Below are 25,445 nucleotides of genomic sequence, written 5' to 3'. Positions count from 1 at the left end.
GGAGATGTCTCGGTCGTCCGCGTTGACCCAGAACTGGTAGAACGCGTACGGCGAGGTCATGGCCGGATCGAGCCAGACCGCCCCGCCCTCGCTCTTGCCGAACTTGGTGCCGTCGGCCTTCAACACCAGGGGCGTCGTGAACGCCTGCACCGGACCGGCGCCGCGGCGGCGGATGAAGTCGACGCCCGCGGTGATGTTGCCCCACTGGTCCGAGCCGCCGAACTGCAGCCCACAACCATGCCGGACGTGCAGCTCGTAGAAGTCGTTGGCCTGTAGGAGCTGGTAGCTGAACTCGGTGAAGCTGATGCCGCTCTCCAGCCGGTTACGCACCACGTCGCGGGCGAGCATCTTGTTGACCGGGAAGTGCTTGCCCACGTCGCGCAGGAAGTCGATGACGGAGAGCTCGCCGGTCCAGTCGAGGTTGTTGACCGGAACCGCGGCGTTGGCGCCTTCGTAGCTGACGAAGGGTGCGAGTTGCTCCCGGATGCGCAGCACCCAGCCCGCCGTCACCTCGCTGGCGTTGAGCACGCGCTCGGCGGACTTGCCGCTCGGGTCCCCGATCTGGCCGGTGGCGCCGCCGACCAGCAACAGCGGCGTGTGCCCGGCGAGCTGGAGGCGACGCGCGGTGACGACCTGCATCAGGTGGCCGACGTGCAGGGAGGCGGCGGTCGGGTCGAACCCCACATAGAAGGTGAGGGAGCCGCCGTCGAGGTGCTTGCGCAGCTCGTCGGGGTCGGTCGAGTCCTGGATAAGGCCACGCCACTGCATGTCGTCAACGAGAGTCACACCGCCGATTGTCCTGCATCGCGTGGCCGGCCTGACACCGGGTTTCGCTGCCGGATGCTTTCGTCGTACCCCGGTGCGAGGCTGTACGCATGAGTCGCCCCGGATCCGCCGCCCCACCCGTCGACCTGGGCCGGAAGAAGGCCTCCGCCCGGCTGGAGCAGGCCCAGCAACGCCTCCTGCGGCTGCGCCTGCTCCTCGGCGGCCAGCTCGGTGACCACAAGATCGGGCCCCCGCTGTGCGTGGTGTTCGAGGGCTGGGACGCCTCCGGCAAGGGCGGCGCCATCAAGCGGCTCGTCGCTCCGCTCGACCCCCGGCACGTCCGAGTCTCGCAGTTCGCCGCGCCCACCTACGACGAGAAGCGGCATCACTTCCTGCAACGGTTCTGGGGCGTGCTGCCCGGTTGGGGCGGCATGACCGTGCTCGACCGGTCCTGGTACGGGCGCGTCCTGGTGGAACGGGTCGAGGGGTACGCGAGCGAGGAGCAGTGGTCCCGGGCCTACGAGGAGATCGTCGAGTTCGAGCGCACGCTCGCCGCCGAGGGCATGGTGCTGATCAAGTTCTGGATGCACGTCTCCGACGCCGAGCAGCTCAGGCGCTTCCACAGCCGGGCGCAGGATCCGCTGCGCGCCTGGAAGCTCACCGACGAGGACTGGCGCAACCGGGAACGTCGCGCCGACTACGAGGCCGCCGTCGACGAGATGCTGACGAAGACCGACAAGCCCCGCGCCGGTTGGCACGTCATCCCCGGCGACGACAAGCACTACGCCCGGGTCGCCGTCGTCGAAGAGGTCTGCCGCATCGTCGAGCGGGAGCTCACCGAGCGCGGTTACGACGTCCGCGCCGCCGACTGAGCGACCGACCGGGCCGCCGAGACGAGACGCCGACCCGGGACGCCGACCGGGCTGCCGGCTCGAGACGCCGACCCCGCTGTCGGCCCCGGGATGCTCAGGCGGCGAGGGCGTCCGCCTTCGGCAGGTACGGCGGCAGGTCCAGCACCCGGCGGATCTCCTGCTGGACCGCCTCCGGCGCCGGCCGGGCGTCCACGTCGTGCACGACCTCCTTGCGCCGGAAGAGCTCGAGCACCGGCCGGGTCTTCTCGTGGTAGTCGCGCAGGCGCGCGGCCAGGGCCTCGGGCGTGTCGTCCGCGCGGGTCACGAGCTCGGTGCCGCAGATGTCGCAGCGACCCTCGACCTCGGGGCGGTCCGCGATCAGGTTGTAGTCCATGCCGCAGCCGGGGCAGAGGCGCCGGCTCAGCACCCGGCGACGCACCTCGTCGTCCGGAAGGGCAAGGTGGATCACACCGTCGATGTCGTAGCTCTCCATGAAGAACTCTGCCTGGCGGCCGTTGCGCGGGAAGCCGTCGATGACGAAGCCGAAGTTCCAGTCGTGCTTGTCCAGCCGGTCGCGCACCACGGATTCGACCAGATCGTCGCTGACCAGTTCGCCGGCGTGCATCGTGCGTCGGACCTGCGCGCCGAGCTTGGTGTGATGCTGCACGTGCCAGCGGAAGATGTCGCCCACGCTGATGTGGACCAGATCCAGGTCGGCCACGAGAAGAGCGCTCTGCGTGCCCTTTCCGCTGCCCTGCACGCCCATGATCACGTACTTGCGCATGGTTTCGTCCTCTCTCAGGCCGCGGCGCCGACGCGCAGCGGTCCCGGCGCCACACGTCCGTCGAGCGTCGTGGGGTCGATGCTCCAGCCGTCGGCGACACGCAGCACGTCCTGCTCGGAGACCAGCACGGTCGAGCCCTCCGCGCTGCCGCCGACGGCCTCGCCGCGCAACAGGCGGGTCAGCTCGTCGTCCAGCGAGTTCAGCATCGCCTCGTCGAGCGGAGCGCCCTCGGCCCGGAAGGTCGGCGGCAGGCCCGCGGCACGTTCCGCCGGATCCGGGTCGCCGTACCAGGTGGTGACCGACCCGGTCTGCCCCACATAGCCGAAGGCGCGCACCAGGGCACCATCGTCGGCGCGCTGCCACCGGTGCGCCTCGGTCGCCCGGTGCGTCGCGAAGAACTGCACCTCGGTGTGCAGGCGCCGGGACAGGTCGGTGAGGTCGAGGAGGGTGCCGGGACGCATCAGATACCGGCCGGCGGCGAGCACCCAGATCGCCCCGCGGGCACCGGCCAGGGGCGGGGTCACCGCGACGCGGTCGTCGGTGAGATGGGCCAGGTCGATCCCGTCGCGCCAGCTCACGTCGCCCAGGTCATGCAGGCCCAGGGCGGCGAGGACCTCGGCGGGCTCGCCGTCCCGGACGGCCAGCCATGCCTGCTTGCCGCCGAAACCCACCATGACGTCCGAGTTCATGACCTCCACGGTAGTGGTCGGCGGCTACACCGCGCGCGGTATGGCCGCCAGGGCCGGATCAGCTCCAGCCATAGTCCCGGCGCAGCGTTGCGGCGACGCGCTCGAAGCGGGGCCGGTCGAGGACCGCTCCCTCCCGGCGGATGCCGTCCTCGTCGACCTCCAGCACCCGGTCGAGGCGGATCCAGCTAGGGCGGGACTCCCGGTCCCAGTCTCCCGGGCCCAGCGCCAGCCAGTGCCGTTGTCCGTCGCGGTCGCTCTGGCTGGAGAGCATGAGGCCGAGCAGGGTACGGCCGTCGCGGCCCACCACCAGCACCGGGCGGTCCTTGCCTCGGCGGGCGTCGTCCTCGTAGTCGACCCAGGTCCAGACGATCTCGCCGGGATCGGCGTCGCCGTCGAGGTGCGGGGCGTACTCCAGGGAACGGCCGCGCCGGGCGGTGGGCACCGGACGGGCCGGGGTGGCGGGGGTCCGCGGCCCGGGGGTGCGGCGGCCCGCCACGCGGCGCAGCGTTCCGGCGATGCCCTTGAGGAGTCTGCTCACGCCCGGCACTGTAGCGACCCGAGCCGCGAACGCCGAGCCGCGGCGAGCGCAGGAAGACAGCGTGCGGCGGGACGCGGCGGACACCGGAAGAGGGACGCGGCGGACACCGGAAGAACGGTGCAGCGCCGGAGGCGGAGAGCGACAAGCGAGTGGCGGGGCCCGAGAGCCACGGGCGCCGGGCAAGACGGTCGGCGCCGGGAGAAACGGTTGGCGCCGGGAAGCCGTAAGGGTGGGAAGCGGCGGCGCCGACGGCCACGGCGGATGCTTCCGGGCCGTGGCCGCGGCGGCCGGTGGGCTAGCGGTGCTTGAGGGAGTCGACGAAGGCGCGCCAGGTGTCGCGGGGGAACACGAGGGCGGGGCCGTCCGGATCCTTGCTGTCGCGGACCGCGACGATGCCGGGCAGATTGTCCGCGACCTCGACGCAGTCACCCCCATTGCTGCCGCTGCGGGTGCTCTTGTGCCATCGGGCACCGGTCAGGTCAGCCATCGCTCTCCTTGATGATCGTGCCGATGAGGTCGTCGGAGGCTCGCCGGTCGAGCGAGGCTCTTTCCAGCTCGCGCCAGACGACCCCATAAGTCTCCACTTCGCGGGGCTTGTCCAGATAGAGGGCGCCGGTCAGATTCTCGCTGTAGATCGTCGTCGGCTCCGGTGCGGCGGCACCGAGGGTGGGAAAGTCGAGAATGGTGAACGAACCGGCGCTGGACGCGCAGTGCGGACCGACCGAGAAGGGGAGCACGCGCACGCTCACGCCGGGACGCTGCGAGATGTTGACCAGATGGGCGAGCTGTTTCTGCATGCCCAGGGTGTCGGCGATGGACCGGCGCAGCACCCCCTCGTCGATGATCACGTCGAGGACGGGCGGGCGCGGGCTGAACCGGCGCAGCAGTTCCTGGCGTTCCAGGCGGACGGCGACGGCGCTGCGTACGCCGTCCTCGTCCAGGCCGGCGCGCTGGTGGAAGAGCCATTCGGCGTACTCGCGGTTCTGCAGCAGGCCCGGGATGACGCCGGGCGCGTAGTGGCGCAGCCGCTCGGCGGCGGTCTCCATGCCGACGTAGAGCTCGAACCAGGCGGGCACCACGTCGCCGTACGCGTGCCACCAGCCCTTGGCCTTGGACTCGCGGGCCAGCCCGACGAGGACCTCGGTGATCTGGTCGTTGGCGCCGTAGAAGGAGCACATGGCCAGCACGTCGTGCTTGCGCAGCGAGACCTCGCCGTTCTCGATGCGGTACATCCGGGCGCGGGAGAACTCCAGTTCCTCGGCGGCGGCCATCAGGGATATCCCGGCCTGCTCCCGGAGCTGTTTCATGAGCCGGCCGGCCTGGCGTCTCGGGACGGTCGAGCCTGTCTCGGTGGTCACCGCAGGCCTCCTCTGTCGGAAAATTCGCAGTTGTATCGAACGAGACGACCGGGTCGTCCGGAGTGAGACGGTGGGAATTCGATTTCGGGAATCTCGTACTCATCCATTGATGCCTGAGATTAGGTCACGCACCCTCCTCTGTGTAGCCCTCGCGTCGCTGACGGTGACATGACGGGTGCCCTGGAAGGGATGCGCGATGGTGGACTACGGTCGAACACCGCAACGGGTCCCGGTGGCGGCGTGCTGATCCCGCGGACCGACCACCTGCCGGCCCGCCCGTCCTGGGACTGCCTGGTGTGCGAGCGCTCCTGGCCCTGCGCCAACGCCCGGGAACAGCTTGCCGTGCAGTACGCCCGCTTTCCGTCCGGCCTGGCGATCTACATGGTCTCGACGATGTACGACGCCGTCGAGGACCTGACCGCCCAGGGCGCACCGACCCCGGCCGATCTCTACGAGCGGTTCCTGGCCTGGATCGCGTGACCGGCGGGCGTGGATCTTATGTCTTCGTGTGTCGATCCTTAAGGGCTCCTGAGGTGGCGCCCCGGGCACCGCGGCGACGGCCATAGTCGGTGGGCGCCGCGGCCCGCGGCCGCCGAGCCGCGCCCGAGCCGCGGCCGCCCGCCGAGCGACCGAGGTGACCCCGCCCGTGACGATGTCCGCAGCCCAGCAGTTCCGGTACACGCTCGCGGCGGGTGCGACCGCCGTCGTGATCGGGGTCGGGTTCACGGTCGCCGGGTTCCGCAGCGACGACTCCGGCACGACCGCCGAGCGGGCCTCCGCCGACGCCCCGCTGGTCACCGAGCCGCCCGCCCCCGGCGGTACGGGCACCGGCGCCGACCTGCTGCTGGGCGAGGGCGCCGGCGGCGACGCGACCCCGACCGCGGCGGCCTCGGCGACGGCGGGCGGCGCCGCACCGACCACCGCACCGGCCATCGCCGCCGCGACGACGCCGGCGACCAGGCGGGCCACCCCGCAAAAGCCGACGGCCACCAAGCGCCGCACCACGCCGCCGGCCACCAAGCCGGCCGCCGGGAAACCGCCCGCCACCGACGGCACGATCCTCGACCGGGTGCTCGCCCACATCAACGCCGCACGCGGCGACGAGGGGCTGCCGGCACTGTCGCTCGACGCCCAGCTCTCGAAGGCGGCGGCGATCCACAACGGCCTGATGACCGGCGGCTGCGAGCTGAACCACCAGTGCCCGGGCGAAAGCGGCATCGGCGACCGCTTCAGCGCGCAGGGCGTGCGGTGGAGCTCGGCGGGAGAGAACATCGGGTTCCGCTCCGCGGGCAGCACCGACGCGGCGATCGTCGCGGCCGCCGACCGCATCACCGACGACATGCTCGCCGAGGTTCCGCCGGAGGACGGCCACCGCAGGAACCTGCTGAGCAAGAACTTCGACCGGATCGGTCTGAGCGTGGTCCGCGACGGCGAGGGCATCGTCTGGGTGACCCAGGACTTCGTGGGATGACCGGCAAGAGCGGGCCCGCGCGGCGCCGGCGACGCCGCCGGCTGGAGTTCGGGCCGACGCGCCCGTTCGGGCCGAACCGCCCGGACGGCTGCTGCGGTCCGGTGAAACGCCGCCGGCCCAGCGGCCCCACCCGTCCGACCACCTGACGCGGTGCCGCGGCCCGGCAGAGGCTGTGCCTGGCTGACGAGGTGACGTATTCCTGGCTCGAGTGACGTATTCCTGGCTCGAGCTGCCCACCGAGAAGGTCGACGAGGCGGCGCGGCAGTTGCTCGGCCGGCGGCTCACGGCGAACGGCGTGACCGTGCGGCTGACCGAGGTGGAGGCGTACAGCGGGCTGGGAAAGGACCCGGCCAGCCACGCCCACCGCGGGGTGACGAACCGCAACGAGGTCATGTTCGGCCCGGCCGGTGTGCTGTACGTGTACCAGATCTACGGCATGCAAGTGGAATCAAGACGTACTTTCAAGATTCCCTCTCCGACGGCGCGGCACGTGGCGACGGTACGTGCTCACCGTCGGGTCGTCCGCCAACCAAAACCGCCAGGCCACGTCGTGCGCGGCGGCTACGCCGACGCGGGGTCCAACCACAACCCGCTCCCCCGGCACCGGCTCGACCGGAGGGCGCAAAGTCAACGGACCGGTGCCGTCAACCACAGACGTACCGTATGCCGTCAGATCGAGGCCGAGCGCTTCGACCAGCCGAGCCGGGCCGGACGCCAGTTCGCGGGACAGCTTTGCCGCAGGTCGACGAGCGTGCGCCAAGTCAACACCGTCGACCACTTCACCTGCGCGGAGCAGGACGGCTGCTGCCTCCCCTGTCGGTCCGCAAGTGACGTTTGCGCAGGTATGCAATCCGTAGATGCGATACAGGTAGAGGCGCCCGGCTGGCCCGAACATGGCTGCGTTGCGCGGAGTCTGACCCCGGTGGGCATGGCTGGCCGGGTCCTCACCCAGGCCGGAGTATGCCTCAACCTCGGTGATCCGGATCGTGACGCCGTTAGCGCTTGCTAGCCAACCGAGAAGGGTGCGTGCGGTCTCGGCCACCTCAGTCGCGGGGGCATCGAGCCAGGAGTAGGTCACGCCACTAGGAAATCAGAAGGCCTCGAGGCCCAGGGTGACCGAGTAGGGCGCGGCGCGCAGGTAGTCGGTCGCCTCGGCCTCAAGGCCAGCGCCGAGCGCCTCGGTCTGCTTGCGGGCTCGCTCGGTCATGAACAAGCTCCGCGTCCCAGCCGGTTCCCGCACCATCCCGGTCGGCACCGATGTCGAGGCGGCCCTGCTGGAGGACGAGAAAGCTCAACCCGGCCTCCAATGTCGGCGAGGCTGGGAAGCCAAGAGCGACCCGTGGGCTCCGCCGTCGCGCGAGCAGGTCAAAGGCGGACTGAGTGAGAAGCCCGAGCTCTCCCTGAGCGTGGCGCTCGACCCGAACTCGATGGAGTAACGGATTTCCTGCTGCGTATCGAGGGCGACGAAGCCCGATTCCGCTGGTGAAGCAGACCCCGCGCCCACCGCGCCCAGGCAGCAGCGAACAGTGACTGCGGCGTAGTCGACTCCACGGATGTTGTCGGACGGAGCCCCTACTCAAGCGGCGCGCTGGGGCTTGACAACGACATTGGGAAGTCTTTGATCCTGTATCTCCTGCTTCCAGGAATGACCCATCAATCATGAAGATCCACTCTGTTCGGATGGGCACCACAGTGACGCCCATCCGAACGGAGCACCCTGGTGGCACCGCGGAGCGGTCTTCACCCTTCCAGAGAGGCCGGAAACTCCGATTGGCCGGAAGGCTTGCGCTGCTGAGTAAGCGACTCAGTTCTGAGTGACCCGGACCGTTTCGTTGATCTGCGTGTACTGACACTCAAACTCGTTGCACACGGACAGGTCGCCCGTGATGAGCGCCTCGCCAGGGCGGAAGAACTGGCCGCCGGCCTGGGCGAGAGCCCGCACCGTCACCGTCTGGGGTGCGCCCGTACAGGCTATGGAAGTCCAGCCGCTGCCTTGCGCCACGCCGCTGCCCGAACGCTGCGTGATGTACAGATAGAGATAGCCCGACATGCCGGCCGGGCATTCGACGGTGGCGTTGATATCCACGGCGCTGCCCCGAGCAACCACGGTCGCGGACGTGACGTCGGCGGTCAACGTACTCGCCGCGCTCGCTGGGCTGGGGAGCATCAGCCCGAACAGTGACAGTCCGAGTAGGGTGATGACAGTCAGGATGCGGCGCATGGTGGTCCTCCTGTGGTCGATGAACACGGGTGGCGCTGCGCCGACAGTAGGCCGATGGTATGGCGTTACGTGTTCAATCGAAAACGGACGGCGACGGAGTCGTTGATCCGACTTCAGCGGAGGGTCTTCGCCGGTGAAGGTCCGACCATGATGGCGTCCACCTGGGCATCAAGCGTCAGGCGGAGGTAGACCGCTTGAGTAGCCAGGTTCACGAGCATGCGCGCCCCGTACAGTCGATCGCCGACGGCTCGGCTGAGCCGTAGCGCAATGGTGTAGTGCACGACCAAGCCCGCACCGTGCTACTGGCCGAACTGGCCGCACGCGGCGTTCGCACGGTGTTCTCCGGACGCGCCCAATCAGCGATCTTCATGGCCACCACCGTCACCGACCCCGCTTACGCTGGCAGACGGATCGGCTGCCAGCTCGCATGGTGGGTGCTCGACCACGCCGCCCGCACCGGTCAGCAATGGGTACGGCGCGGCACCACCGAGCCGGGGCTGGTGCGCTACTACCGCGACGTGCAGGGCTGGGAAGTCGTGCGGGAGAAGACCCGCGACGGGTTCACCGTGACCGGCCTGGCTCGACGTGCACAGCTCAGGCCCGGCCTGTCGATCACCACAAGGGAGTTGCACCAAGCCGCCAACTAGGTCCGCGCCCGACCACTCCCAGAGGATCGTTATAGGTCTCCGACCGATCAAGCCTTCGGAGGCAGAGAAGTGCTGCACGTGACGGCGTAGTCGCCGGTCTTTTCGTCCACGAGCTTGTCGTCGACAAACAGTCGGCAGGTGGCCTTCGGTGCGCCTGTTGCGGTCAGTGCGGGGAGAGGCTTCAAGGTGGTTCGGGCACTCAGATACGACACCTTGGCCGCGTCGACCTCGAAGGTCGTCAGGAACGGCAGGGTGGCGCTAGCATCTCTCAGCTCCTGCTGTTCGCCGTTCTCGTCGGTGTAGGAGATGGACTCCGGCTGATGCGCCGACTGGAGCACGTAGCCGACTTTGTGCGTGATCGACGGCTTCGGCTGCTGCGCTGCCGGTTGATCCGTTCCGATTGCCCCGCACCCGGTCAGCATCGACAAGACCACCCAAGCCACCCCAAAGTTGCGAACCCGCACCGCCATCAAGATCCTTTCTCCGATCGCATTGGCCGGCAGAGTCTAGACAGCCGACGGCTCCGACGCTGCCCTGCCCAGCGGCCAGGTGACGCGGTCGTCACCTGGCTCAACGCAGCGCGGCGAAGAGACTTTCGATACAGCTCCCAGTACTGCAACGGCAGTCAGGTGCGTGGGTAGCCGCGCCGGACAAGACCTGTGGATATGGAGTCGTCCGCTTCAGCGCGGCCTGGAAGCAGACAGCGACCGAACAGTTCCGCGGCGTAGCGTCAACGGTGTCGCTCCCAACAAAGGACGGCCGGCATGGGTGATGACATGCAGCGGTGGCAGCCGACGAGAACCGCGCCTGAGATCTACGCCGACCGCCTGGTTCCCGGGATCTTCGGACCCTGGGCGCCGGTCGTGCTCGACATGGCCCAGCTCCGGCAGGGGCACTCCGTACTTCGACGTGGCGTGCGGTACCGGAGCCGTCGCCACGGCGGCCGCAGCGCGCGTCGGCGCAAGTGGATCGGTCACCGGCGTGGACAACAATCCTGGGATGCTCGCCGTGGCCTCGGCGCGATTCGGCCAGGAGGTGCGCTGGCCGCAGGCCGATGCGCAGGCACTGCCGTTCCGGGACCATAGCTTCGACCGGGTGATCTGCCCGCTGGGTCTGCAGCTCGCGCCGCGCCCGGCCCGGTGGAGGCGGGACCTCGGGTCGGGGTGACCGCCGCGCACGACGTGCCGTGGCGGTTCTGGTTCGCCGGGGATCCGACGGTCAACGCGTACCGGCGGCACGTACCCCGGAAAAAGCCGGAATCGCCGGTGCCGGAGCGCGCCGGCCGATAACGTCCGGTGCGGTGATCTCTCGACGGTTGTTGCTGCTGCTGGACGTGCTGTGCCTGGCCGGCGTCCTGTGGTGTGGCGCGCTGATCGCCGGCCTGCTCGGCGGCCGGACCCTCGTGGCCACCGGCGTGGCCGTGATCGTGGCCGTCGTGCTGGTCCTGCCCGGCTTCACCGCCGGCGTGGTCACCAACCGGCGGGCGCTGCGGGGACGGCGGCCACAGAGCTGGTTCATCCGCGACGTGTGGGCGCCGCCGGTGGACCTGCCGCGCTGGGGCCTGATCGCCGCCGGTGCCGTGCTGATGGCGTTCTGGATCGCCGGGATCAGCGCGTTGACCGGGATCAGCGATGATCCGCGCGCCGGGGACCGGGCCTCGCTGGAGCGTCAGGTACGCCACGAGCAGCGCTTCGCGCTGGGCGTGCTCGGGGGCATCGGGGTGGGCGGCACCGCGATGGCCGCCTCCACGCTGGTCCGCGAGCGCCGGACGGGCGCGCGGCGCACCGTCCGGGCCCGTACCGCGTATTGACAACCGCTGATATAGCCGTGCTTCCATTGATGCCACCTTGACAACGTTGTCACGTTGGCCTCAGGAAGGGACGGCACCAGCATGCTCCGTACCCTCGCCGCGGCGGTTGTCCTCACCGCCGCCGCCCTCTCCGTTCCGCAGGCGGCGGCCGCCGCCGAGCTCGACCTCACCCGGCACGTCAACCCGTTCATCGGCACCGACGACAGCAACTCGCCCCACCCGGTCGGCGGCGGGGCCGGCGGCAGCACCTTTCCCGGCGCCACCGTGCCGTTCGGGATGGTGCAGTTCAGCCCGGACACCCCCACCGCCTCGCCGTCGGGTTACCGCGACCGCGACCGCACCATCGAGTCGTTCGGCCTCACGCACTTCAACGGCGCGGGCTGCCCAACAACGAGGACCTGCCGATCCTTCCGGTCACCGGCGCCCTGGGCTCGTCGCCCGGCTCGGCCTGGACCGGCTACGCGTCGGCGTACACCAAGAGCAACGAGAATGCCGCGCCCGGCTACTACCGCAACCGGCTCGACCGGTACGGCGTGGACGCCGAGCTCAGCGCCACCACCCGCACCGGAGCACTGAGGCTGACCTACCCGGCCAGCACCACCGCCCGCGTCCTGATCAACGTCAGCCGGTCCGCCACCGGCGACCGCGACGGCAACGTCACGATCGCCGGCAACAGGGTCTGGGGCGAGCACACCGCGGGCGGCTTCTGCGGCGGCCGGACCTTCAAGATGTACTTCTCGATCCTGTTCGACCGCACGCCCACCGGCTTCGGCACCTTCCGCGGTGGCACGGTCAGCGCCGGCTCCGCGAGCACGAGCGGCACCCAGAGCGGTGCGTACGTCACCTTCGACACCACCTCGAACGCGGTCGTCAACGCCACCGTGGGCATCTCGTTCGTCAGCGTGGCCAACGCCCAGAACAACGCCACGGCCGAGACGGCACCCTTCGCGACCGTACGCGCGAACGCCGACGCCGCCTGGAACACCGCCCTCAACCGCATCCAGGTCACCGGCGGCAGCGCCACCGACCTGCAGAAGTTCTACACGGCGCTGTACCACGTGATGCAGAACCCCAACGTCTCCAGCGACACCAACGGCCAGTACCGCGGCTTCGACGGCGCCGTGCACACCGCCTCACACCCGGTGTACCAGAACTACTCCGGCTGGGACGTCTACCGCTCGTGGGCGGCCCTGGTCGCGCTGATCGCCCCCGACGTGATGAGCGACATCGTCAAGTCGATGGTCCTGGACGGACAGCAGGGCGGGCTGCTGCCCAAGTGGTCGCACCAGAGCGTCGAGGACTTCGTCATGCCCGGCGACCCCGGACCGATCATCGTCGGCAGCGCGTACGCGTTCGGCGTCCGCGGCTTCGACACGGCGGCCGCGCTGGCGCTGATGAAGAAGAGCGCGACCGGCGGCAGCATGCAGGGCGTGGTGCTGCGTGGCAACCACGCCACCTACGCCGCGAACCAGTTCATCCCCGGTAACCCCTCCGAGACCCTGGAGTACGCGGCGTCCGACTTCGCCATCGCCCAGTTCGCCAAGGCCCTCGGCGACACCGGCGCGTACGCCACCTACAGCGCCCGCTCCCAGTACTGGCGCAGCCTGTTCAACGGGGAGTCGTCGTACATCCACACCCGGGACGGCGGCTGGCGGCAGCCGCTGAACCCGGCGCAGGAGAGCCCGTACGTCGAGGGCAACGCGGCCCAGTACACCTGGATGGTCCCGCACAACCTCGGCGCCCTCGTCACGCTGATGGGCGGTCCGGCCACCGTCGTGCAGCGCCTCGACCACCACTTCACCGAGCTCAACGGCGGTCTGTCACGGCCGTACTTCTACATCGGCAACGAGCCGGAGCACAACGTGCCGTGGACCTACCACGCGGCCCGCAAGCCCGCCGGGGCGAGCGACGCGGTGCGCCGGGTGATGGCCGAGTCCTTCACCACCGGCGCCGGCGGCCTGCCCGGCAACGACGACCTCGGCGCCACCTCCGCGTGGTACGTCTGGTCGGCGCTCGGCTTCTACCCGGTGACTCCGGGCGCGGACACGCTGGCCGCGCACGGCGCGCTGTTCCCGAGCGTGCTCATCCAGCGCGGGCCGGGGAACATCACCATCACCGGTGGCAGCGCCGCGAACCGCTACGTGCAGACCCTGTCGGTCGACGGGACCTCGACCAGCCGCAGCTACTTCCGGTACGGCGACATCGCGAACGGCGCCACGATCGCGTTCACCCAGGGCGGCAGCCCGTCGGCGTGGGGCACGGGCGCGGGCGACGTGCCCCCCAGCTTCGGTGACGGCCGCGCCCAGCCGGCCGCCGAACCGGACCTGGGCGCCGACCTCGCCCTGGGCCGTCCGGTCACCGGTTCCTCGCCGTGCAACAGCGCCGAGGGCCCGGCCAGGGCCGTCGACGGGGCGATCGCCGGCAACAGCAAGTTCTGCTCCGGTACGGCACCCCGGCAGCTCCAGGTCGACCTCGGCTCGGCACGCACCGTGAACGCGTTCGTCGTCAAGCACGCCGGGCTCGGCGGGGAGGGGACCAACTGGAACACCGGCGCGTACACGATCTCCACCAGCACGGACGGCACCGCCTGGAGCACCGCGGTCTCGGTCACCGGTTCGCGCGCCAGCCGGACGTACACGCCGGTGGAGTCGCGCACCGCGCGGTATGTCCGCTTCGAGGCGACCCAGCCGGCCAACGACGGCAGCGGCACGGCCCGCGTCTATGCGCTCGAGGTGTACGGGAACGCACCGGCGAACCTGGCCCTGCGCCGGGCCGCCACCGCCGACTCCTCGTGCAGCGCCGCCGAGGGCGCGGACAAGGCGTTCAACGGAAGCTGGCTCGGCGGCTGGGGCGACAAGTGGTGCTCGCTGGGCGCCACCACGTGGGTCCAGGCCGACCTGGGCACGCGCCGCAGTCTGTCCACTGTGGTGATCCGACACGCCGGAGCGGGAGGTGAGTACCCGGCGTGGAACACCCGGGACTTCGACGTGCAGACCTCGGACGACGGCTCCTCCTGGACCACCCGCGCGCAGGTCCGCGGCAACATCGCGGACTCGACCACGACGGCGGTGAACGTCGACGCTCGCTATCTGCGCGTCTCCGTGGTCACGCCCACCTCGGACGGGAACTCCGCCACGCGGATCTACGACATCATCGTGAGCTGACGACGCCCGGGGTGGGGCGGGATCCCACCACCCCACCCCGGGACCGCCGCCTACGAGGGTGCGGACTCCTTGCGGATCTTCGAGGAGCCGGTGCCGACGGACCAGCCCGTGGCCCATTTCGCGGAGGTGTCCCGTTTGGTGCGGTCGGCGAGGTAGTACCAGTCCATCCGGCAGCGCTCGGGGGTGACCTCCAGGACGCCGTAGCCGTGCCCGTCGGTCTCCACCCACTTGACGTGCGGGTTCGTCGCCCGGAGCAGGTCGGCGGCGAGCCGGCTCAGCGGCCCGCCCGGCGAGGTGTTCAGGAAGTCGTCGAGGTTGTCGCTGGTCACCGACGGCACCACGAACTCCGCGGCGGCCGGGTTGCGGCTGCCGGTGTCCTTGGTGGTCAGCTCGATGGCCCAGGAGGTGTGGATGTCACCGGTGAGGAACACCACGTCCTTGGTGCGCGCCGCCCGCAGCGCGTCGACCAGCCGTTCCCGGTCGGCGTTGTAGCCGTCCCACTGGTCCGGATTCACCACGATGCCGTTGTCCGGGATGCCGAGCAGGTCGCCGAGGGGCCCGAGCAGCCAGGCGGGCAGGGAGGCCAGGTCGACCCGGGAGATCATCACCGGGTTGCCGACGAGCTTCCACTTCGCCGTGCTGGTGACCAGGCCCTCGGTGAGCCACGCGAGCTGGTCGCCGCCGGCGATGGTGCGGTCCGGGTCGTCGATCTCATCGCCGTCGACGCGGCCCACCTGCTGCGACCGGTACGAGCGCAGGTCCAGCATGGACAGCTCCAGCAGGTTGCCGTAGCGCAGCCGCCGGTAGATGGCGCCGTCGCCGCCCATGCGCACCGGCATCCACTCCGCGTACGCCTGCCGAGAGGCCGCGACGCGCGCGCCGAAGTCGCCCTCGGTGCCGGGGGTGTGGTTCTCGGCGCCGTCGCTCCACATGTCGTTGGCGACCTCGTGGTCGTCCCAGGTGATGATCCACGGCACCGAGGCGTGCAGCGCCTGCAGATCCGGGTCGGTCTTGTAGAGCGCGTGCCGGATCCGGTAGTCGGCCAGCGTGAGGATCTCGTGCTCCGGCTTCGTGGGACGGATCACTACGTCGCCGGCGGCGAAGTCTCCGGTGCCGTACTCGTAGAGGTAGTCACCCAGATGTACGACCAGGTTGAGGTCGCCGCGCTCGGCGAGGTGCCGGTATGCGGCGAAGTATCCGGCCTCCCAGTTGGCGCACGAGACGACACCCATCCGCAGCCGCGAGATCGCGGCGTCGGCGGTGGGTGCCGTCATGGTGCGGCCGGTGGGTGACCATGACCCGTTGTAGCCGAAGCGGAACCAGTAGGTGGTCGCGGGGCTCAGCCCGGACACGTCGACCTTCACGGTGTGGTCCCGCGCCGGCCCGGTGCGGACCTCGCCCGCGGCCACGACGGCCGCGAAGCCGGCGTCGGCGGCGATCTGCCAGGAGACGGTGACCTCGGGGCCGGCGCCGGACCCCGGCACGGAATCGGGGGTCGGGGTGACCCGGGTCCACAGCAGAATGCCGCCGGGAAGGGGATCGCCGGAGGCCACACCGTGCTGGAAGGCACCGGAAGCGGCGTGCGCGACACCGGGCAGGGTGGCCGCGGTGACGAGACCGGCACCGGCGGAGAGGCCGGCGAGACGCAAAAGGGTGCGGCGGTCTACCGCACCCTCGGCGCGGGGAATGACAGTCATGCAGATCTATCTAGCAGAAACTGCCGGGTTCCCGACCTCCTTCAGACAGTTATTCGACTGTGGTTCATCCAGGCTTATTCGGAGATCGCGTCGACGAGGTCGCCGACCTTGCGGTCGGACAGGGCCCGGGCCACGTCGGCGACCGCGACGATGCCGACGAGCTGGTGGCCGTCGATGACCGGCAGCCGCCGGACCTTGTACTGGCCCATGGTGCGCAGAATCTCCGCGGCGTCGTCGTCCGCGCCGATCGTCACCGGCTTGCCCTGGCCGAGCTCGCCGGCGGTGATCTCGGCCGGGTTGCGGTCCTTGGCCAGAGCCTTGACCACGATGTCGCGGTCGGTGACCATTCCCTTGAGCCGGTTGTCGGCGCCGCAGATCGGCAGCGAGCCGACGCCCAGGTCGGCCATCTTGTGAGCGGCCTCCGCCAAGGATTCCTTCTCGCCGATGCAGGTGACGTCCGGAGTCATGATCTCGCGGGCGGTGGTCATGGTGGTACTCCCTTCGGGTGGTCGGGTGTATTTCTGGCGTACCCGCTTCAGACGGTTGCAATCGTGTAGGCCACCTCGTCCACGAGTTCGCGGGCGAGGAAGCCGGTGCGCCCGTGGCGCGGGGCGAGCCGCAACCCGCTGACCGCGTGGGCGAAGGCTCCCCAACAGGCCGCCTGTGCCGGGTCGGCGCCCCGGCCGAGCAGCCCGGCCACGATGCCGGCCCGCACGTCGCCGCTGCCGGAGGTGCCCAGTCCGGCATCCCCGCTCTCCTCGCGCCAGGCCCGGCCGTCGGGGGCCGCGATGTGCCCGAAGAGCGACACCGTGCACTCGTAGCGGTGAGCCAGCGCCATCGTCGCGGCGGCCAGGTCGTCGCCGGGCTCCCGGCCCAGCAGATGCTCCGCCTCGACGAGGTTCGGCGTCAGTACCGCCCGCTGCGCCCGGCCGGCGAGCAGATCGGGTTCCCTGCTGAGCGCGCCGAGGGCGTACGCGTCGAGCACGACCGCCGCGTCCTTGCCGGCGGTGTCGAGGATCGCGTGCAGCAGCCGCCCGGTCTCCGCCACGTCGTCGAGGCCCGGCCCGATCGCGAGCACGTCCGCGCCGGCGGCCAGCTCGAGCAGGGCGGACGGCAGGTCTCCGGCGACCGAGCCGCCGCCGGTCTCGGCCAGCCCCACGACCTTCGCCTCGGGGACGGCGATGCTCAGCGCCGCCGCCGTCGACTCGGTCACGGCGAGCTGCAGCCGCCCGGCCCCGGCCCGCAGCGCGGCGACTCCGGCGAGCAGGACCGCCCCGGGCGTGTGCCGCGAGCCGCCCACGACCAGCACGGTGCCCCGCGACTCCTTGTCACCCTGCGGGTCCGGCAGCGGCCACTCCCGCAGCACGGCGGGCGTGATGACGCGCTCCTCAGACCGGCTCGGCATCGACATCCTCCTGGCGGGTCGGCGGGGCGCCCTCGGCGTGCAGATGGCCGACGTCGTTGAAGAGGTCGGCCCGCAATGTCGCGTCCTGGCGCCGCCACGTGCTGATCGAGCAGTTGGCCACCGTCGTGTCGTGGGCGATCCGCATCAGCTCGGCCTCGCTGAGCCGCTCGGCGAGGTAGCGCACCATCAGCACGATGGCCTCGTGGGCGAAGAGCAGGACCCGCCCGCCCGGGTGGTCCTCGGCGAGCTCCCGCAGCAGCGCGCGCAGGCGCAGCAGCACGTCGGCCCAGGACTCGCCGCCGGGCGGCCGGTAGTAGAACTTGCCGAGCCGGGCCCGCCGGGCGAACTCGTCCGGCAGCCGGTTCTGCACGCCCCGGCCGGTCAGCAGGTCGAGGATGCCCAGCTCACGGTCGCGCAGCCGCTCGTCCACCACCATCGGCACGCCGCTGCCGTCCAGCGCGATCTCCGCGGTCTGCCGGGCACGCAGGTACGGCGACACCACGGCCACCTCGGGACGCTCGTCCAGGTCGGCGAGCCACTTGCCGACCGCGCGGGCCTGCTCACGCCCGGTGTCCGAGAGCGGGACGTCGGCATCGCGCTCGGGAATGTCGATGACCTCGCACCCGCCGGTCTCCGCCGCCTCGGCGAGGGCGTTGCCGGTGCTCAGGCCGTGCCGGACGACCGCCAACCATCGCAGTTGCTCCATGGCGGGACCAATACCCGCCCGCGCGAGCGCTACGCCGGCTCCTGTGCCCGTCCTGTGGCGGCGAACTGTTCAAGCCCGCCCCGGCGCCACCGATAGGTACGGCTATGCCGGTCCGCGCCCGCCTCCCCCTGATCGTGGGAGCCTCACTCCTGGCGTTCAGCGCGGCCGGATTCGTCGCCGGGTTCTTCGCCGACGTCCCGCACCCCGTGGCGGGCTGGACGCCTCTGCCGGTGATGTGCCTGCTCGCGGCCTCCGCGTGCCGGCAGGCCTCCCACCGGGTCGATCTCGACGCCGCCACGCGCAGGTTCTGGCGCCACGGCATGCTCTGCTGCGTGGTGCTGGCCGTGGCGTCCGTCTCCAACGCACGCGACGCGGTCTCCGTACCCGGCGGGACCCAGCGTTTCGGCCCCGTGTCGGTCACCCTCTACCTGGTCGTCCTCGGGCTGGCGGTGTGGGCGCTGCTGAGGCTGCCGACGTGGCAGCGGTCCCGGGCCGAATGGGTACGTTTCGGTCTCGACACCGGGATCATCCTGATCACCGGCGGCCTGCTGGTGTGGCACTTCTCGCTGCGCAGGATGGAGGCGTGGACCTCGCTGACCGGCTCGGCCGTCCCGGCGCTGCTGATCGCGATCGCCGCGGCCGTGTCGATGATCGCCTTCGCCAAGGTCGCATACGCCGGCGCCGGCTCGCTGGACCGGCGTGCCATGCATCTGGTGTCGTTCGGCATCGGCGCCGCGGGCGCCTCGACCTGCCTGACGCTGGTCCTCGAGTCCCACCCCCGGCTCAACTCGGCCTTCGTCGCGGTGCCGATCGCCACCTTCTGCGCCCAGCTCGCCGGTCGGCGCCAGGTCCGCTGCGACCTCGCCGCCGCGAGGACGCGACCCGCGCCGCGACGCTTCAGCGTGGTGCCGTACCTGGCGGTGGCCGCGATGGACGCGATGCTGCTGGGCACCGACATCGCCCGCTCGGCCGAAGGCAAGGTCATCGCCGCCTGCACCGTCGCGATCACCGCGCTGGTGGTCGCCCGTCAGGTCACCACGCTGCGGGAGAACTCCCATCTGCTGCGTACGGTCGACGCCAGCCTGCACCAGTTGCGCGAGTACCAGGCGCAGCTGGCACACCAGGTGCGCCACGACACGCTCACCGAGATCGCCAACCGGGCCAACTTCGAGGAGCGGGTCACCGACCAGCTCGCCGGGGGCGAGGAGTTCCTCGTGGCGCTTCTCGACCTGGACGACTTCAAGGTCGTCAACGACCGGCTCGGGCACGGCACGGGCGACGCCCTGCTGAAGGCCGTCAGCCGGCGCCTGCACGAGCGGCTGCGCGACGTCGACACGGTCGCCCGGCTGGGCGGCGACGAATTCACCCTGCTGCTGCCCGGCCTGACCGGCGACGAAGCCGCCACCTTGTTGCGGCGGCTGGTGAGCGCGGTGCAGGAGCCGCTCACCGTCGACGGGCACGAGATGGTGCCGCGGATCAGCATCGGCGTCACCGCCAGCGCGCCCGGCGACACTCCCGGCGAGTTGCTGCGCCGCGCCGACGTGGCGATGTACGCGGCCAAGAACGACGGCGGCGGCCGCTGGGCGTGGTTCGACCCGGCGATGGACCGGCTCGCCGACCAGGACGCCCGCCTCGGCGCCGACCTGCGCCAGGCGCTCGGCCGCGGCGAGCTCCGGGTGCTCTACCAGCCCATCGTCGAGCTGCCCGACGGGCGCATCGCCGGCGTCGAGGCGCTGCTGCGCTGGCACCACCCCCAGCACGGCGACATCTCTCCGGCGGTGTTCATCCCGCTGGCCGAACGCAACGGCGCCATCATCGAGCTGGGCCGCTGGGTGTTCGCGCAGGCGGTCGCCCAGGCGGCGGCGTGGCGGCGCGACCACGGCGACGCCGCACCGGCGCGGGTCAGCGTCAACGTGTCGGCCCGCCAGCTCAGCGAGCCCGGGTTCGTCGCCGAGGTGGAGGCCGCGATCCGGGATGCCGGTGTCGACCCGGCCATGATCGTCGCCGAGGTCACCGAGACGGCGGTACTGGGCACCGGCGCCGCGCTGGCCGCGATCCACGGGCTCAGCGAGCTGGGCATCCGGGTCGCGCTGGACGACTTCGGCACCGGCCAGTCGTCGCTGAGCCTGCTGGTCGACTGCCCGGTGCACGTCCTCAAGGTGGACAAGTCGTTCGTCGACGGCGTCACCACGGCGAGCCCGGAGGCGGTCATCGTCGAGAGCCTGATCGGCATCACCTCGGGCCTGCGCATCCAGGCCGTCGCCGAGGGCGTCGAGACCGCGGACCAGGCACACCGGCTGCACCAGGCGGGCTACCGCTACGCCCAGGGCTTCCACTTCGCGCGGCCGATGTCCGGCGACGAGATCGCGGGGTTGCTGCGCCCGGCCGGGCCGGTGCCCGCCTGACCCGTCGTGCCAATGGGTGGGACGGCGGCAGGAAAAGTCCACAAACTCGACCCGGTTAGTAGACAAAGCAGGGATTGTTGCCGAGACTCGACCGATGGATCTCACCCTGGCGCTCGCCGGACTCGGCGTCGGCATCGTGGTCGGACTCACCGGGATGGGCGGCGGCGCCCTCATGACCCCCCTGCTCGTGCTCGTCTTCGGCGTCCCGCCGGTGGCGGCGGTCTCCAGCGACCTGGCCGCCAGCGCGGTCATGAAGCCCTTCGGCGGCTGGGTGCACGCCCGGCGCGGGACGGTCAACTGGAAGCTCGTGGCCTGGCTCTGCGCGGGCAGCGTGCCCAGCGCATTCCTCGGAGTCCTCGTGCTGCGGCTGCTCGGCGACGACGCCTCGGTGCAGCACACGATCAAGGTGGCGCTCGGGGTGGCGCTCCTGCTGGCCGCCGGCGGCCTGCTGCTCAAGGCCTGGGTGAGCCGCCGCCAGCGCGGCGACGGCCCGCCTGCGCCGATCACCGTACGCCCGGTGCCGACGCTGTTGCTGGGCGTCGTGGGCGGCATCATCGTCGGGCTCACCAGCGTCGGCTCCGGATCCCTGATCATCGTCGCCCTGCTCGCGCTCTACCCGAAGCTGCGCGCCAACGACCTCGTCGGCACCGACCTCGTGCAGGCGGTCCCGCTGGTCCTGTCGGCCGCGGTCGGGCACGCCTTCTTCGGCGACCTGCACCTCGACCTCACCGCTTCGGTCCTGCTCGGCTCGATCCCGGGCGTCCTGCTCGGCGCCCGCATCTCCTCGCGCGCTCCGGCCGGCATCGTGCGCACCGCCCTGGTGGTCGTGCTGCTGGCCAGCGCCCTCAAGCTCCTCGACGTCCCGACCCTCGCGGTGGGCATCGTCACCGGCACGGCGATCCTCGTCACGGTCGCGGTCACGCTCGTCCGCCGGGCGGCCGCAGCCCGGGACGCGACGCGGATCCCGGGGCAGACCAGCCCGGCGGAGGACGATCACCGGCTATCCGTCTGAGCCACCCCGGCGCCGACTGCCGTCGCGGTACACGACGACCTCCGGTCCGATGCGCGCCGGCCGTTCCACGGCCACGCAGACCTCCTGGCAGGGCCACCACCAGCCGGCGGCGCGGGCGAGGGCCGCCCAGTCGTCGAGGTCCGTGATGTCACACGGTGCCGGATGGGACAGGCCCAGCCGGCGCAGGACGTCGTGCTGGGCGATCCAGGACGCGTCCTGCTGGCCGTACCAGCAGATCGGCAGCCGGGCCGGTGGCCCGAGGGCGGCCCGCACCGGCAGCGCGACGTTCTCCATCAGCGCGGTCCGCAACGCGTCCTGGACGCCTCGGCGCACCACCACGCGCAAGGGCACGCCCGCCTCCAGGGCCGCCTCGGGCGGCAGCTCCGGCCACGGCTTGTCGTCCTTGCGGACGTGCCGCGCCGGTTCGAGATCCGGGTGGTCGGCGGCGGCCTCGAGGGCGGCCAACAAGTGGGACCAGCTCGCGGCGATGTCGACGGCGACGGGCGGACGGCCGCGCGGCGGCAACGGGCGCAGCCACGCGTGCAGGTCGTCGTGGCCAGGGATGCCGGTCGTGTGCGGCAGGGCGGCTGCCGGGGAGTCCACCCAGACGAACCGGGGCCGTCCCCGGCCGTGCCGCCGGTAGAAGCGGGTGAGGATCCGTTCGGCGGTTCCGCGGTCGGAGGGCCCGGTGTCGAGGCCGACGTCGAGCCATTGCCGGCGGATGCCGTCGGCCCGGTATTAGTGACGGCATACCCGACCGTGCTCAACGCCTCGCGTGCCCGCTGCACCGAACCGGCGTCGATGTCGACGGTGGTGACCAGCGGCGAACCGAGCCGGTGGGCGATGAGCGCGGCGTTGTAGCCGGTACCGGCGCCGACCTCCAACACACGGTGCCCGTCGGCCACGTCGAGCGCGTCCAGCATGATCGCCATGAGGCCCGGATGGGTGCTCGAACAGGTCGGCACGCCCTTGATCGGGCCGTCGCGACGGGCCTCATCCCAGCGGGCGTCATCGCCGTCGAGCTGGGTAGGGAGCACGCTGTTGGAGTAGATCAGCTCCAACGCCCCGGGCTCGCCCGCGTCGACCGCTTCGCACCGGGTGCGGTCCGGGGTCTGACGGAAGAAGCGGGACAGGAAGGCGGTCGGGGCACGGTGGCAAATGCGGGCCGCCACGCCTCGGTGAGCCAGCCACGGCCGGTCAGCTCGTCCACGAGCCCACTACGCAGTTGTTGGGCGGTATCGGTCATGTCGTCTCCTTGGTCAGAGCGTCCGCTATCGCGGCGGCGATGGGTAGTCCGGTGGCGTCTTGCAGCCACGCCCATTGGCCGTTGGGGTTGATCTCCAGGAAGATCCATTCATCGTGCGGGGTGACGATGAAGTCCAGCGCACCGAAGCGCAGCCGCAGCCGGGCCAGCAGGCGCCGCACCGCCTCGCGTACGGGGTCGGGCACGGTGACCACGGAGTACGACAGGCTGTCGTAATCGGTGCGCCAATCCAGCCCGGCGGCCTCAGGGCGGCCGGGCTGGCGGAGGCTGCCGTGCCAGCCTTCGCCCCACAGCGCGACGAGCGTCAACGTCTGCGGAAAGTCGCCGGGGTCGCACCGGAACACCGGCCGGTCCCGTGCTGCCAGTTCCGCCACCACGAAGTCAGCGGTTGCGTCGTATCGCTGGGTCAGCACTAGCAGCGTGCGCCCGTCGCTCACCGGCTCAGTCCTCGGTGTGGTCGGTGTCGGAATCCATGCTCTTGTGCCCGTCCGAGGTGCGGGTGCTTGTCGCCCCGGTCGAGTGCTTGCCGAGCACCGGCGCGCCGGTGGTGTCGACCGCCATCTGTCGATCGGGGTCGTAGCGGACCGTCGTCAGGTCCACCGGGATCGGGTGCGCCGGCACGACGGCGAAGCGCAACCCGAACGGCCGCCGGTCGGCCGAGGTTGGCGCCATGTCGTCGCCGTCGACCGCACCCAGCGGGCGGCCGAGCGGCAAGAACCCGGCCGCCGGGTACAGCGGGTCATCGGTCACTGGACTGGACAGAACGGGGGCGGTCGGGGACATCATGCCTCCTGGCAGGAGTAGTGCGGGGCGATGTGCGGTCGGTTTCCCGGAGGCGCCCGCGCGGGTGGCGTACTGCGAGATCGGCTCACGCGGCACCGCCGGACTCTCGCCCGGTTGCACAGGCGTCGCCGTACCGATCGCGGATTGCCCGCGCCCACCGCACCTGTTCGCACGGGAACGGCGCCAATCGCGCCCACCAATCGCGGCATCCGGCACACAGGCCGTCGCGCACGGTGTGCGCGGCGACGATTGCCGCCGCGCGGGCCAGCACTTCACACAAGTCGGCATCTGGGGTGTGGGCGCCCACGGTGGCCAGGCCGCGCGCGCTGGTCGAAAGCTGCTGCATCAGACCCTCACCGTCGCTCGTGTCGGCCGCGCCGGAGCGGGCGCGCACTCCCCAACGGTGCGCGCTCGCCCGTCGGGGGTGCCGTGCATGCCGGCACCTGCGGCGCGGGCCGTAGCCCGGCAATCTGGACGAAGACGGAACGTCGCTCTACCGCCTCGCCTCCTTGGCTGAGCTGGTAGCCGTCTAGCCACATCCAGCCCTCATAAGTCGTCCAGTCATGGACCCTGATCACCCGGAAGTAGAAGCCCCGGTTCCCGCCGAACTGCACGTTCGCGGCCAGGCCGAGGTACACCACGTCACCGGAGCGCGGCATCGGTGCCGCTGGCACCTCAACTCGCCGCCTCGAACCATGAAGGCGCATCCGCACGGCGAGTGCCGATCAAATGCGGTTGGTCAACCCCGGCACCCGCTGGGGTAGGCGCAACGCCAGCGCGAACACCCGTGCCGCCCGCTCGTGGCTTGCGCGCGGGCCGAGAACGCCGCAGGACACGCATCGACCATCGGCCCTCGACACCGTGTGCCGCTCCAGCATCGCTTGAGCCATTTCGATCAGCTCACCGCCGGAATACATCGCCATCCGTCCGCCCTCCCAGGTGGCAGAGCGCGCGCCCGCTTCGGGCCGTCACGCAATCTAGCCGTCGCGGACAGCACTGACACGCTGATCGGCTTCGTGCGGATCGGACTAGGTCGTGACCGAAGCGGTGAACTCGGCTACGCGATACGACGTTCGGATTGGGGCAAGGGCTATGCGACTGAGGCAACCAACCTCATGGTCACATTCGGGTTCGACACCCTTCGTCTGCACCGCCTACAGGCTGCGTGTGGCCCAGACAATCGGGCGTCGCAACGACTTCTCGCACGCCTCGGATTCATGCCCGAAGGTCGATTGAGGGACCACGTATTCACCAACGGCGCTTGGCGCGATTCTCTGCTCTACTCACTACTAGATCGAGAGTGGCGCGACGATTCAAGTGGCGCGCCCTCGTAGGGAACTCCCCGGGAGAGTGTGGAGCGGGCAACCCGTGTTGGGTTGCCCGATCCCGGTTACGCGGCGCTCGCGTTCTCGTCGTCCGGCATCCGCCACCTACCGCCGGCTCCCGCCGGCTGTTTGCCGTACTCAGTGAGACGGCAGGTCTAGTCGCTTGGCTATACGTCGATGTTGAAGACGGAGCCAACGCCCGTCGCCCACTATCAACTTGCCGTACGCGCGGCAGAACGGTCGGGCCACCTGGGCATGAGCCAATTTGTCACAAGTTGCGGTGACAGGAGCGAAAGCGTGCGACTGATCGCAGATGCCCGCCACCGGCTCCCGCGCTCGTCTCCGGCCATCGCCGGAATCCGGATGGACGCCATCGAGTCGCTCGCCCTTGCCCAGATAGGGACCGGAACGCTCTGGCGAAGTTGGATCACGCCGAAGGTCGGCTCGCTCGCGCCTCGAACGACGAGCCCGTCTGGCCGCGGATTTTCCGCATTGATGAGCGCAAGCTAGCCGGCTTCCGGGCACAGGTCGCCGCGAAGCTGGGGCCAGC

At 70.8% G+C, this 25,445-nt stretch carries 31 protein-coding genes and 3 pseudogenes (1 of these 34 running past the window's edge); 13 read left to right on the top strand and 21 right to left on the bottom strand.

The features are described 5' to 3' along the window. Nucleotides 1-768: the 5' portion of a tyrosine--tRNA ligase gene (tyrS, locus tag EDD30_RS31310; protein WP_071808195.1), read on the bottom strand. It extends 471 nt beyond the left edge of the window; 768 of the gene's 1,239 nt are visible here — the first part of the coding sequence; the start codon lies at nt 766-768; its stop codon lies beyond the left edge, outside the window. Between the two features lie 107 nt (nt 769-875). On the opposite strand from tyrS, the gene EDD30_RS31305 reads away from it, so the two are divergent. Next, a complete protein-coding gene (locus EDD30_RS31305) occupies nt 876-1,637 on the top strand; it encodes a polyphosphate kinase 2 family protein (protein ID WP_071808196.1) in 762 nt (253 codons plus the stop codon). A 94-nt stretch (nt 1,638-1,731) separates the two neighbouring features. Here EDD30_RS31305 and EDD30_RS31300 read toward each other — a convergent pair whose 3' ends face one another. The 5 genes from EDD30_RS31300 to EDD30_RS31280 all read right to left on the bottom strand — a co-directional run bounded on the left by EDD30_RS31300 (nt 1,732) and on the right by EDD30_RS31280 (nt 4,934). Then, nucleotides 1,732-2,400 (bottom strand): adenylate kinase family protein, encoded by a 669-nt coding sequence (locus EDD30_RS31300; RefSeq protein ID WP_071806297.1) that lies wholly within the window; start codon nt 2,398-2,400, stop codon nt 1,732-1,734. A 14-nt stretch (nt 2,401-2,414) separates the two neighbouring features. Continuing rightward, on the bottom strand, nt 2,415-3,089 hold the full coding sequence (locus EDD30_RS31295; RefSeq protein ID WP_071806312.1) for a hypothetical protein: 675 nt from the start codon (nt 3,087-3,089) through the stop codon (nt 2,415-2,417). Between the two features lie 58 nt (nt 3,090-3,147). After that, a complete protein-coding gene (locus EDD30_RS31290; protein WP_123678605.1) occupies nt 3,148-3,627 on the bottom strand; it encodes a type II toxin-antitoxin system PemK/MazF family toxin in 480 nt (159 codons plus the stop codon). Nucleotides 3,628-3,922: 295 nt separating this feature from the next. Next, entirely contained in the window at nt 3,923-4,114 is a 192-nt protein-coding gene (locus tag EDD30_RS31285) for a DUF397 domain-containing protein (protein WP_071806298.1), read from the bottom strand. Then, on the bottom strand, nt 4,107-4,934 hold the full coding sequence (locus EDD30_RS31280) for a helix-turn-helix domain-containing protein (protein ID WP_071806314.1): 828 nt from the start codon (nt 4,932-4,934) through the stop codon (nt 4,107-4,109). Before EDD30_RS31280 ends, EDD30_RS31285 begins: the two co-directional genes overlap by 8 nt. A gap of 291 nt (nt 4,935-5,225) precedes the next feature. On the opposite strand from EDD30_RS31280, the gene EDD30_RS31275 reads away from it, so the two are divergent. The 3 genes and pseudogenes from EDD30_RS31275 to EDD30_RS41610 all read left to right on the top strand — a co-directional run. Continuing rightward, complete coding sequence (locus tag EDD30_RS31275; protein ID WP_084556506.1) at nt 5,226-5,465, top strand: hypothetical protein; 240 nt, start codon at nt 5,226-5,228, stop codon at nt 5,463-5,465. Nucleotides 5,466-5,637: 172 nt separating this feature from the next. After that, nucleotides 5,638-6,456: a CAP domain-containing protein gene (locus tag EDD30_RS31270; RefSeq protein ID WP_244945665.1), complete on the top strand. Its 819-nt coding sequence runs from the start codon at nt 5,638-5,640 to the stop codon at nt 6,454-6,456. Nucleotides 6,457-6,664: 208 nt separating this feature from the next. After that, nucleotides 6,665-6,895 (top strand): annotated as a pseudogene (locus EDD30_RS41610) (DNA-3-methyladenine glycosylase); the annotation flags it as partial. A gap of 9 nt (nt 6,896-6,904) precedes the next feature. Here the strand turns inward: EDD30_RS41610 and EDD30_RS31260 are convergent. Beyond that, nucleotides 6,905-7,534 (bottom strand): DNA-3-methyladenine glycosylase, encoded by a 630-nt coding sequence (locus EDD30_RS31260; RefSeq protein ID WP_071806315.1) that lies wholly within the window; start codon nt 7,532-7,534, stop codon nt 6,905-6,907. A gap of 127 nt (nt 7,535-7,661) precedes the next feature. Between EDD30_RS31260 and EDD30_RS31255 the strand changes: the two genes are divergently transcribed. Then, complete coding sequence (locus tag EDD30_RS31255; RefSeq protein WP_071806301.1) at nt 7,662-7,892, top strand: hypothetical protein; 231 nt, start codon at nt 7,662-7,664, stop codon at nt 7,890-7,892. A gap of 368 nt (nt 7,893-8,260) precedes the next feature. On the opposite strand, the gene EDD30_RS31250 is transcribed toward EDD30_RS31255, so the two are convergent. Beyond that, nucleotides 8,261-8,677: a hypothetical protein gene (locus tag EDD30_RS31250; RefSeq protein WP_143162728.1), complete on the bottom strand. Its 417-nt coding sequence runs from the start codon at nt 8,675-8,677 to the stop codon at nt 8,261-8,263. Nucleotides 8,678-8,790: 113 nt separating this feature from the next. Further along, nucleotides 8,791-8,964 (bottom strand): hypothetical protein, encoded by a 174-nt coding sequence (locus tag EDD30_RS39395; RefSeq protein WP_170047334.1) that lies wholly within the window; start codon nt 8,962-8,964, stop codon nt 8,791-8,793. Between EDD30_RS39395 and EDD30_RS31245 the strand changes: the two genes are divergently transcribed. Further along, on the top strand, nt 8,953-9,324 hold the full coding sequence (locus EDD30_RS31245) for a hypothetical protein (protein WP_071806303.1): 372 nt from the start codon (nt 8,953-8,955) through the stop codon (nt 9,322-9,324). The genes EDD30_RS39395 and EDD30_RS31245 overlap by 12 nt on opposite strands. Nucleotides 9,325-9,371: 47 nt before the next feature. Here EDD30_RS31245 and EDD30_RS31240 read toward each other — a convergent pair whose 3' ends face one another. Then, nucleotides 9,372-9,794: a hypothetical protein gene (locus EDD30_RS31240; RefSeq protein ID WP_143162729.1), complete on the bottom strand. Its 423-nt coding sequence runs from the start codon at nt 9,792-9,794 to the stop codon at nt 9,372-9,374. A gap of 301 nt (nt 9,795-10,095) precedes the next feature. Here EDD30_RS31240 and EDD30_RS31235 point away from each other — a divergent pair, with 301 nt between their 5' ends. From EDD30_RS31235 to EDD30_RS42125, 4 genes and pseudogenes are all read left to right on the top strand, one after another. Further along, nucleotides 10,096-10,491 carry a class I SAM-dependent methyltransferase gene (locus EDD30_RS31235; protein ID WP_084556507.1) on the top strand — a complete coding sequence of 132 codons (396 nt, stop codon included), beginning with the start codon at nt 10,096-10,098 and terminating at the stop codon, nt 10,489-10,491. Nucleotides 10,492-10,624: 133 nt separating this feature from the next. Further along, nucleotides 10,625-11,134: a hypothetical protein gene (locus tag EDD30_RS31225; protein ID WP_143162731.1), complete on the top strand. Its 510-nt coding sequence runs from the start codon at nt 10,625-10,627 to the stop codon at nt 11,132-11,134. A gap of 81 nt (nt 11,135-11,215) precedes the next feature. Continuing rightward, nucleotides 11,216-13,305 (top strand): annotated as a pseudogene (locus EDD30_RS42130) (GH92 family glycosyl hydrolase); the annotation flags it as partial. Nucleotides 13,306-13,407: 102 nt separating this feature from the next. After that, nucleotides 13,408-14,298 (top strand): discoidin domain-containing protein, encoded by an 891-nt coding sequence (locus tag EDD30_RS42125; RefSeq protein WP_346198418.1) that lies wholly within the window; start codon nt 13,408-13,410, stop codon nt 14,296-14,298. A 50-nt stretch (nt 14,299-14,348) separates the two neighbouring features. Here the strand turns inward: EDD30_RS42125 and EDD30_RS31215 are convergent, their stop codons facing one another. From EDD30_RS31215 to EDD30_RS31200, 4 genes are all read right to left on the bottom strand, one after another. After that, nucleotides 14,349-15,995 (bottom strand): alkaline phosphatase D family protein, encoded by a 1,647-nt coding sequence (locus tag EDD30_RS31215; RefSeq protein ID WP_071806307.1) that lies wholly within the window; start codon nt 15,993-15,995, stop codon nt 14,349-14,351. Between the two features lie 74 nt (nt 15,996-16,069). Then, nucleotides 16,070-16,483 (bottom strand): CBS domain-containing protein, encoded by a 414-nt coding sequence (locus EDD30_RS31210; RefSeq protein WP_071806308.1) that lies wholly within the window; start codon nt 16,481-16,483, stop codon nt 16,070-16,072. 47 nt (nt 16,484-16,530) lie between these two features. Continuing rightward, entirely contained in the window at nt 16,531-17,400 is an 870-nt protein-coding gene (locus tag EDD30_RS31205; protein ID WP_071806309.1) for an NAD(P)H-hydrate dehydratase, read from the bottom strand. Then, nucleotides 17,384-18,106 carry a histidine phosphatase family protein gene (locus EDD30_RS31200; RefSeq protein ID WP_071806310.1) on the bottom strand — a complete coding sequence of 241 codons (723 nt, stop codon included), beginning with the start codon at nt 18,104-18,106 and terminating at the stop codon, nt 17,384-17,386. Before EDD30_RS31200 ends, EDD30_RS31205 begins: the two co-directional genes overlap by 17 nt. Nucleotides 18,107-18,210: 104 nt before the next feature. On the opposite strand from EDD30_RS31200, the gene EDD30_RS31195 reads away from it, so the two are divergent. Together EDD30_RS31195 and EDD30_RS31190 are read left to right on the top strand one after the other, a co-directional pair. Next, nucleotides 18,211-20,511, top strand: a complete 2,301-nt coding sequence (locus tag EDD30_RS31195; protein WP_123678602.1) for a putative bifunctional diguanylate cyclase/phosphodiesterase — start codon at nt 18,211-18,213, stop codon at nt 20,509-20,511. 94 nt (nt 20,512-20,605) lie between these two features. Then, nucleotides 20,606-21,523 carry a sulfite exporter TauE/SafE family protein gene (locus EDD30_RS31190; protein ID WP_071805954.1) on the top strand — a complete coding sequence of 306 codons (918 nt, stop codon included), beginning with the start codon at nt 20,606-20,608 and terminating at the stop codon, nt 21,521-21,523. Here the strand turns inward: EDD30_RS31190 and EDD30_RS42120 are convergent. The 7 genes and pseudogenes from EDD30_RS42120 to EDD30_RS39390 all read right to left on the bottom strand — a co-directional run bounded on the left by EDD30_RS42120 (nt 21,512) and on the right by EDD30_RS39390 (nt 24,493). Continuing rightward, complete coding sequence (locus EDD30_RS42120; RefSeq protein ID WP_425321283.1) at nt 21,512-21,817, bottom strand: DUF6745 domain-containing protein; 306 nt, start codon at nt 21,815-21,817, stop codon at nt 21,512-21,514. The two genes, EDD30_RS31190 and EDD30_RS42120, sit on opposite strands and share 12 nt — an antisense overlap. A 279-nt stretch (nt 21,818-22,096) precedes the next feature. Beyond that, nucleotides 22,097-22,769, bottom strand: a pseudogene (locus tag EDD30_RS41025) (methyltransferase domain-containing protein); the annotation flags it as partial. Beyond that, nucleotides 22,766-23,224, bottom strand: a complete 459-nt coding sequence (locus EDD30_RS31175) for an MvdC/MvdD family ATP grasp protein (protein ID WP_071805956.1) — start codon at nt 23,222-23,224, stop codon at nt 22,766-22,768. The gene EDD30_RS31175 and the pseudogene EDD30_RS41025, both read right to left, overlap by 4 nt. Before the next feature lie 4 nt (nt 23,225-23,228). Further along, nucleotides 23,229-23,537, bottom strand: a complete 309-nt coding sequence (tgmA, locus tag EDD30_RS31170) for a putative ATP-grasp-modified RiPP (RefSeq protein WP_211277811.1) — start codon at nt 23,535-23,537, stop codon at nt 23,229-23,231. A 118-nt stretch (nt 23,538-23,655) separates the two neighbouring features. Continuing rightward, nucleotides 23,656-23,964: a hypothetical protein gene (locus EDD30_RS31165; protein WP_244945466.1), complete on the bottom strand. Its 309-nt coding sequence runs from the start codon at nt 23,962-23,964 to the stop codon at nt 23,656-23,658. After that, nucleotides 23,924-24,229 (bottom strand): hypothetical protein, encoded by a 306-nt coding sequence (locus EDD30_RS41020; RefSeq protein WP_071805958.1) that lies wholly within the window; start codon nt 24,227-24,229, stop codon nt 23,924-23,926. Before EDD30_RS41020 ends, EDD30_RS31165 begins: the two co-directional genes overlap by 41 nt. 66 nt (nt 24,230-24,295) lie before the next feature. Further along, the gene (locus EDD30_RS39390) at nt 24,296-24,493 is read right to left on the bottom strand and encodes a hypothetical protein (protein WP_170047290.1); all 198 of its coding nucleotides are present in this window, start codon (nt 24,491-24,493) and stop codon (nt 24,296-24,298) included. Here EDD30_RS39390 and EDD30_RS31155 point away from each other — a divergent pair. Continuing rightward, nucleotides 24,434-24,904, top strand: a complete 471-nt coding sequence (locus EDD30_RS31155) for a GNAT family N-acetyltransferase (RefSeq protein WP_280526180.1) — start codon at nt 24,434-24,436, stop codon at nt 24,902-24,904. The two genes, EDD30_RS39390 and EDD30_RS31155, sit on opposite strands and share 60 nt — an antisense overlap. Nucleotides 24,905-25,445: the final 541 nt, after the last annotated feature.

Origin of the sequence: Couchioplanes caeruleus (genome assembly GCF_003751945.1) — a bacterium.
Classification (GTDB): Bacteria; Actinomycetota; Actinomycetes; order Mycobacteriales; family Micromonosporaceae; genus Actinoplanes; species Actinoplanes caeruleus.
This window is presented reverse-complemented; position numbering and strand designations above follow the sequence as displayed.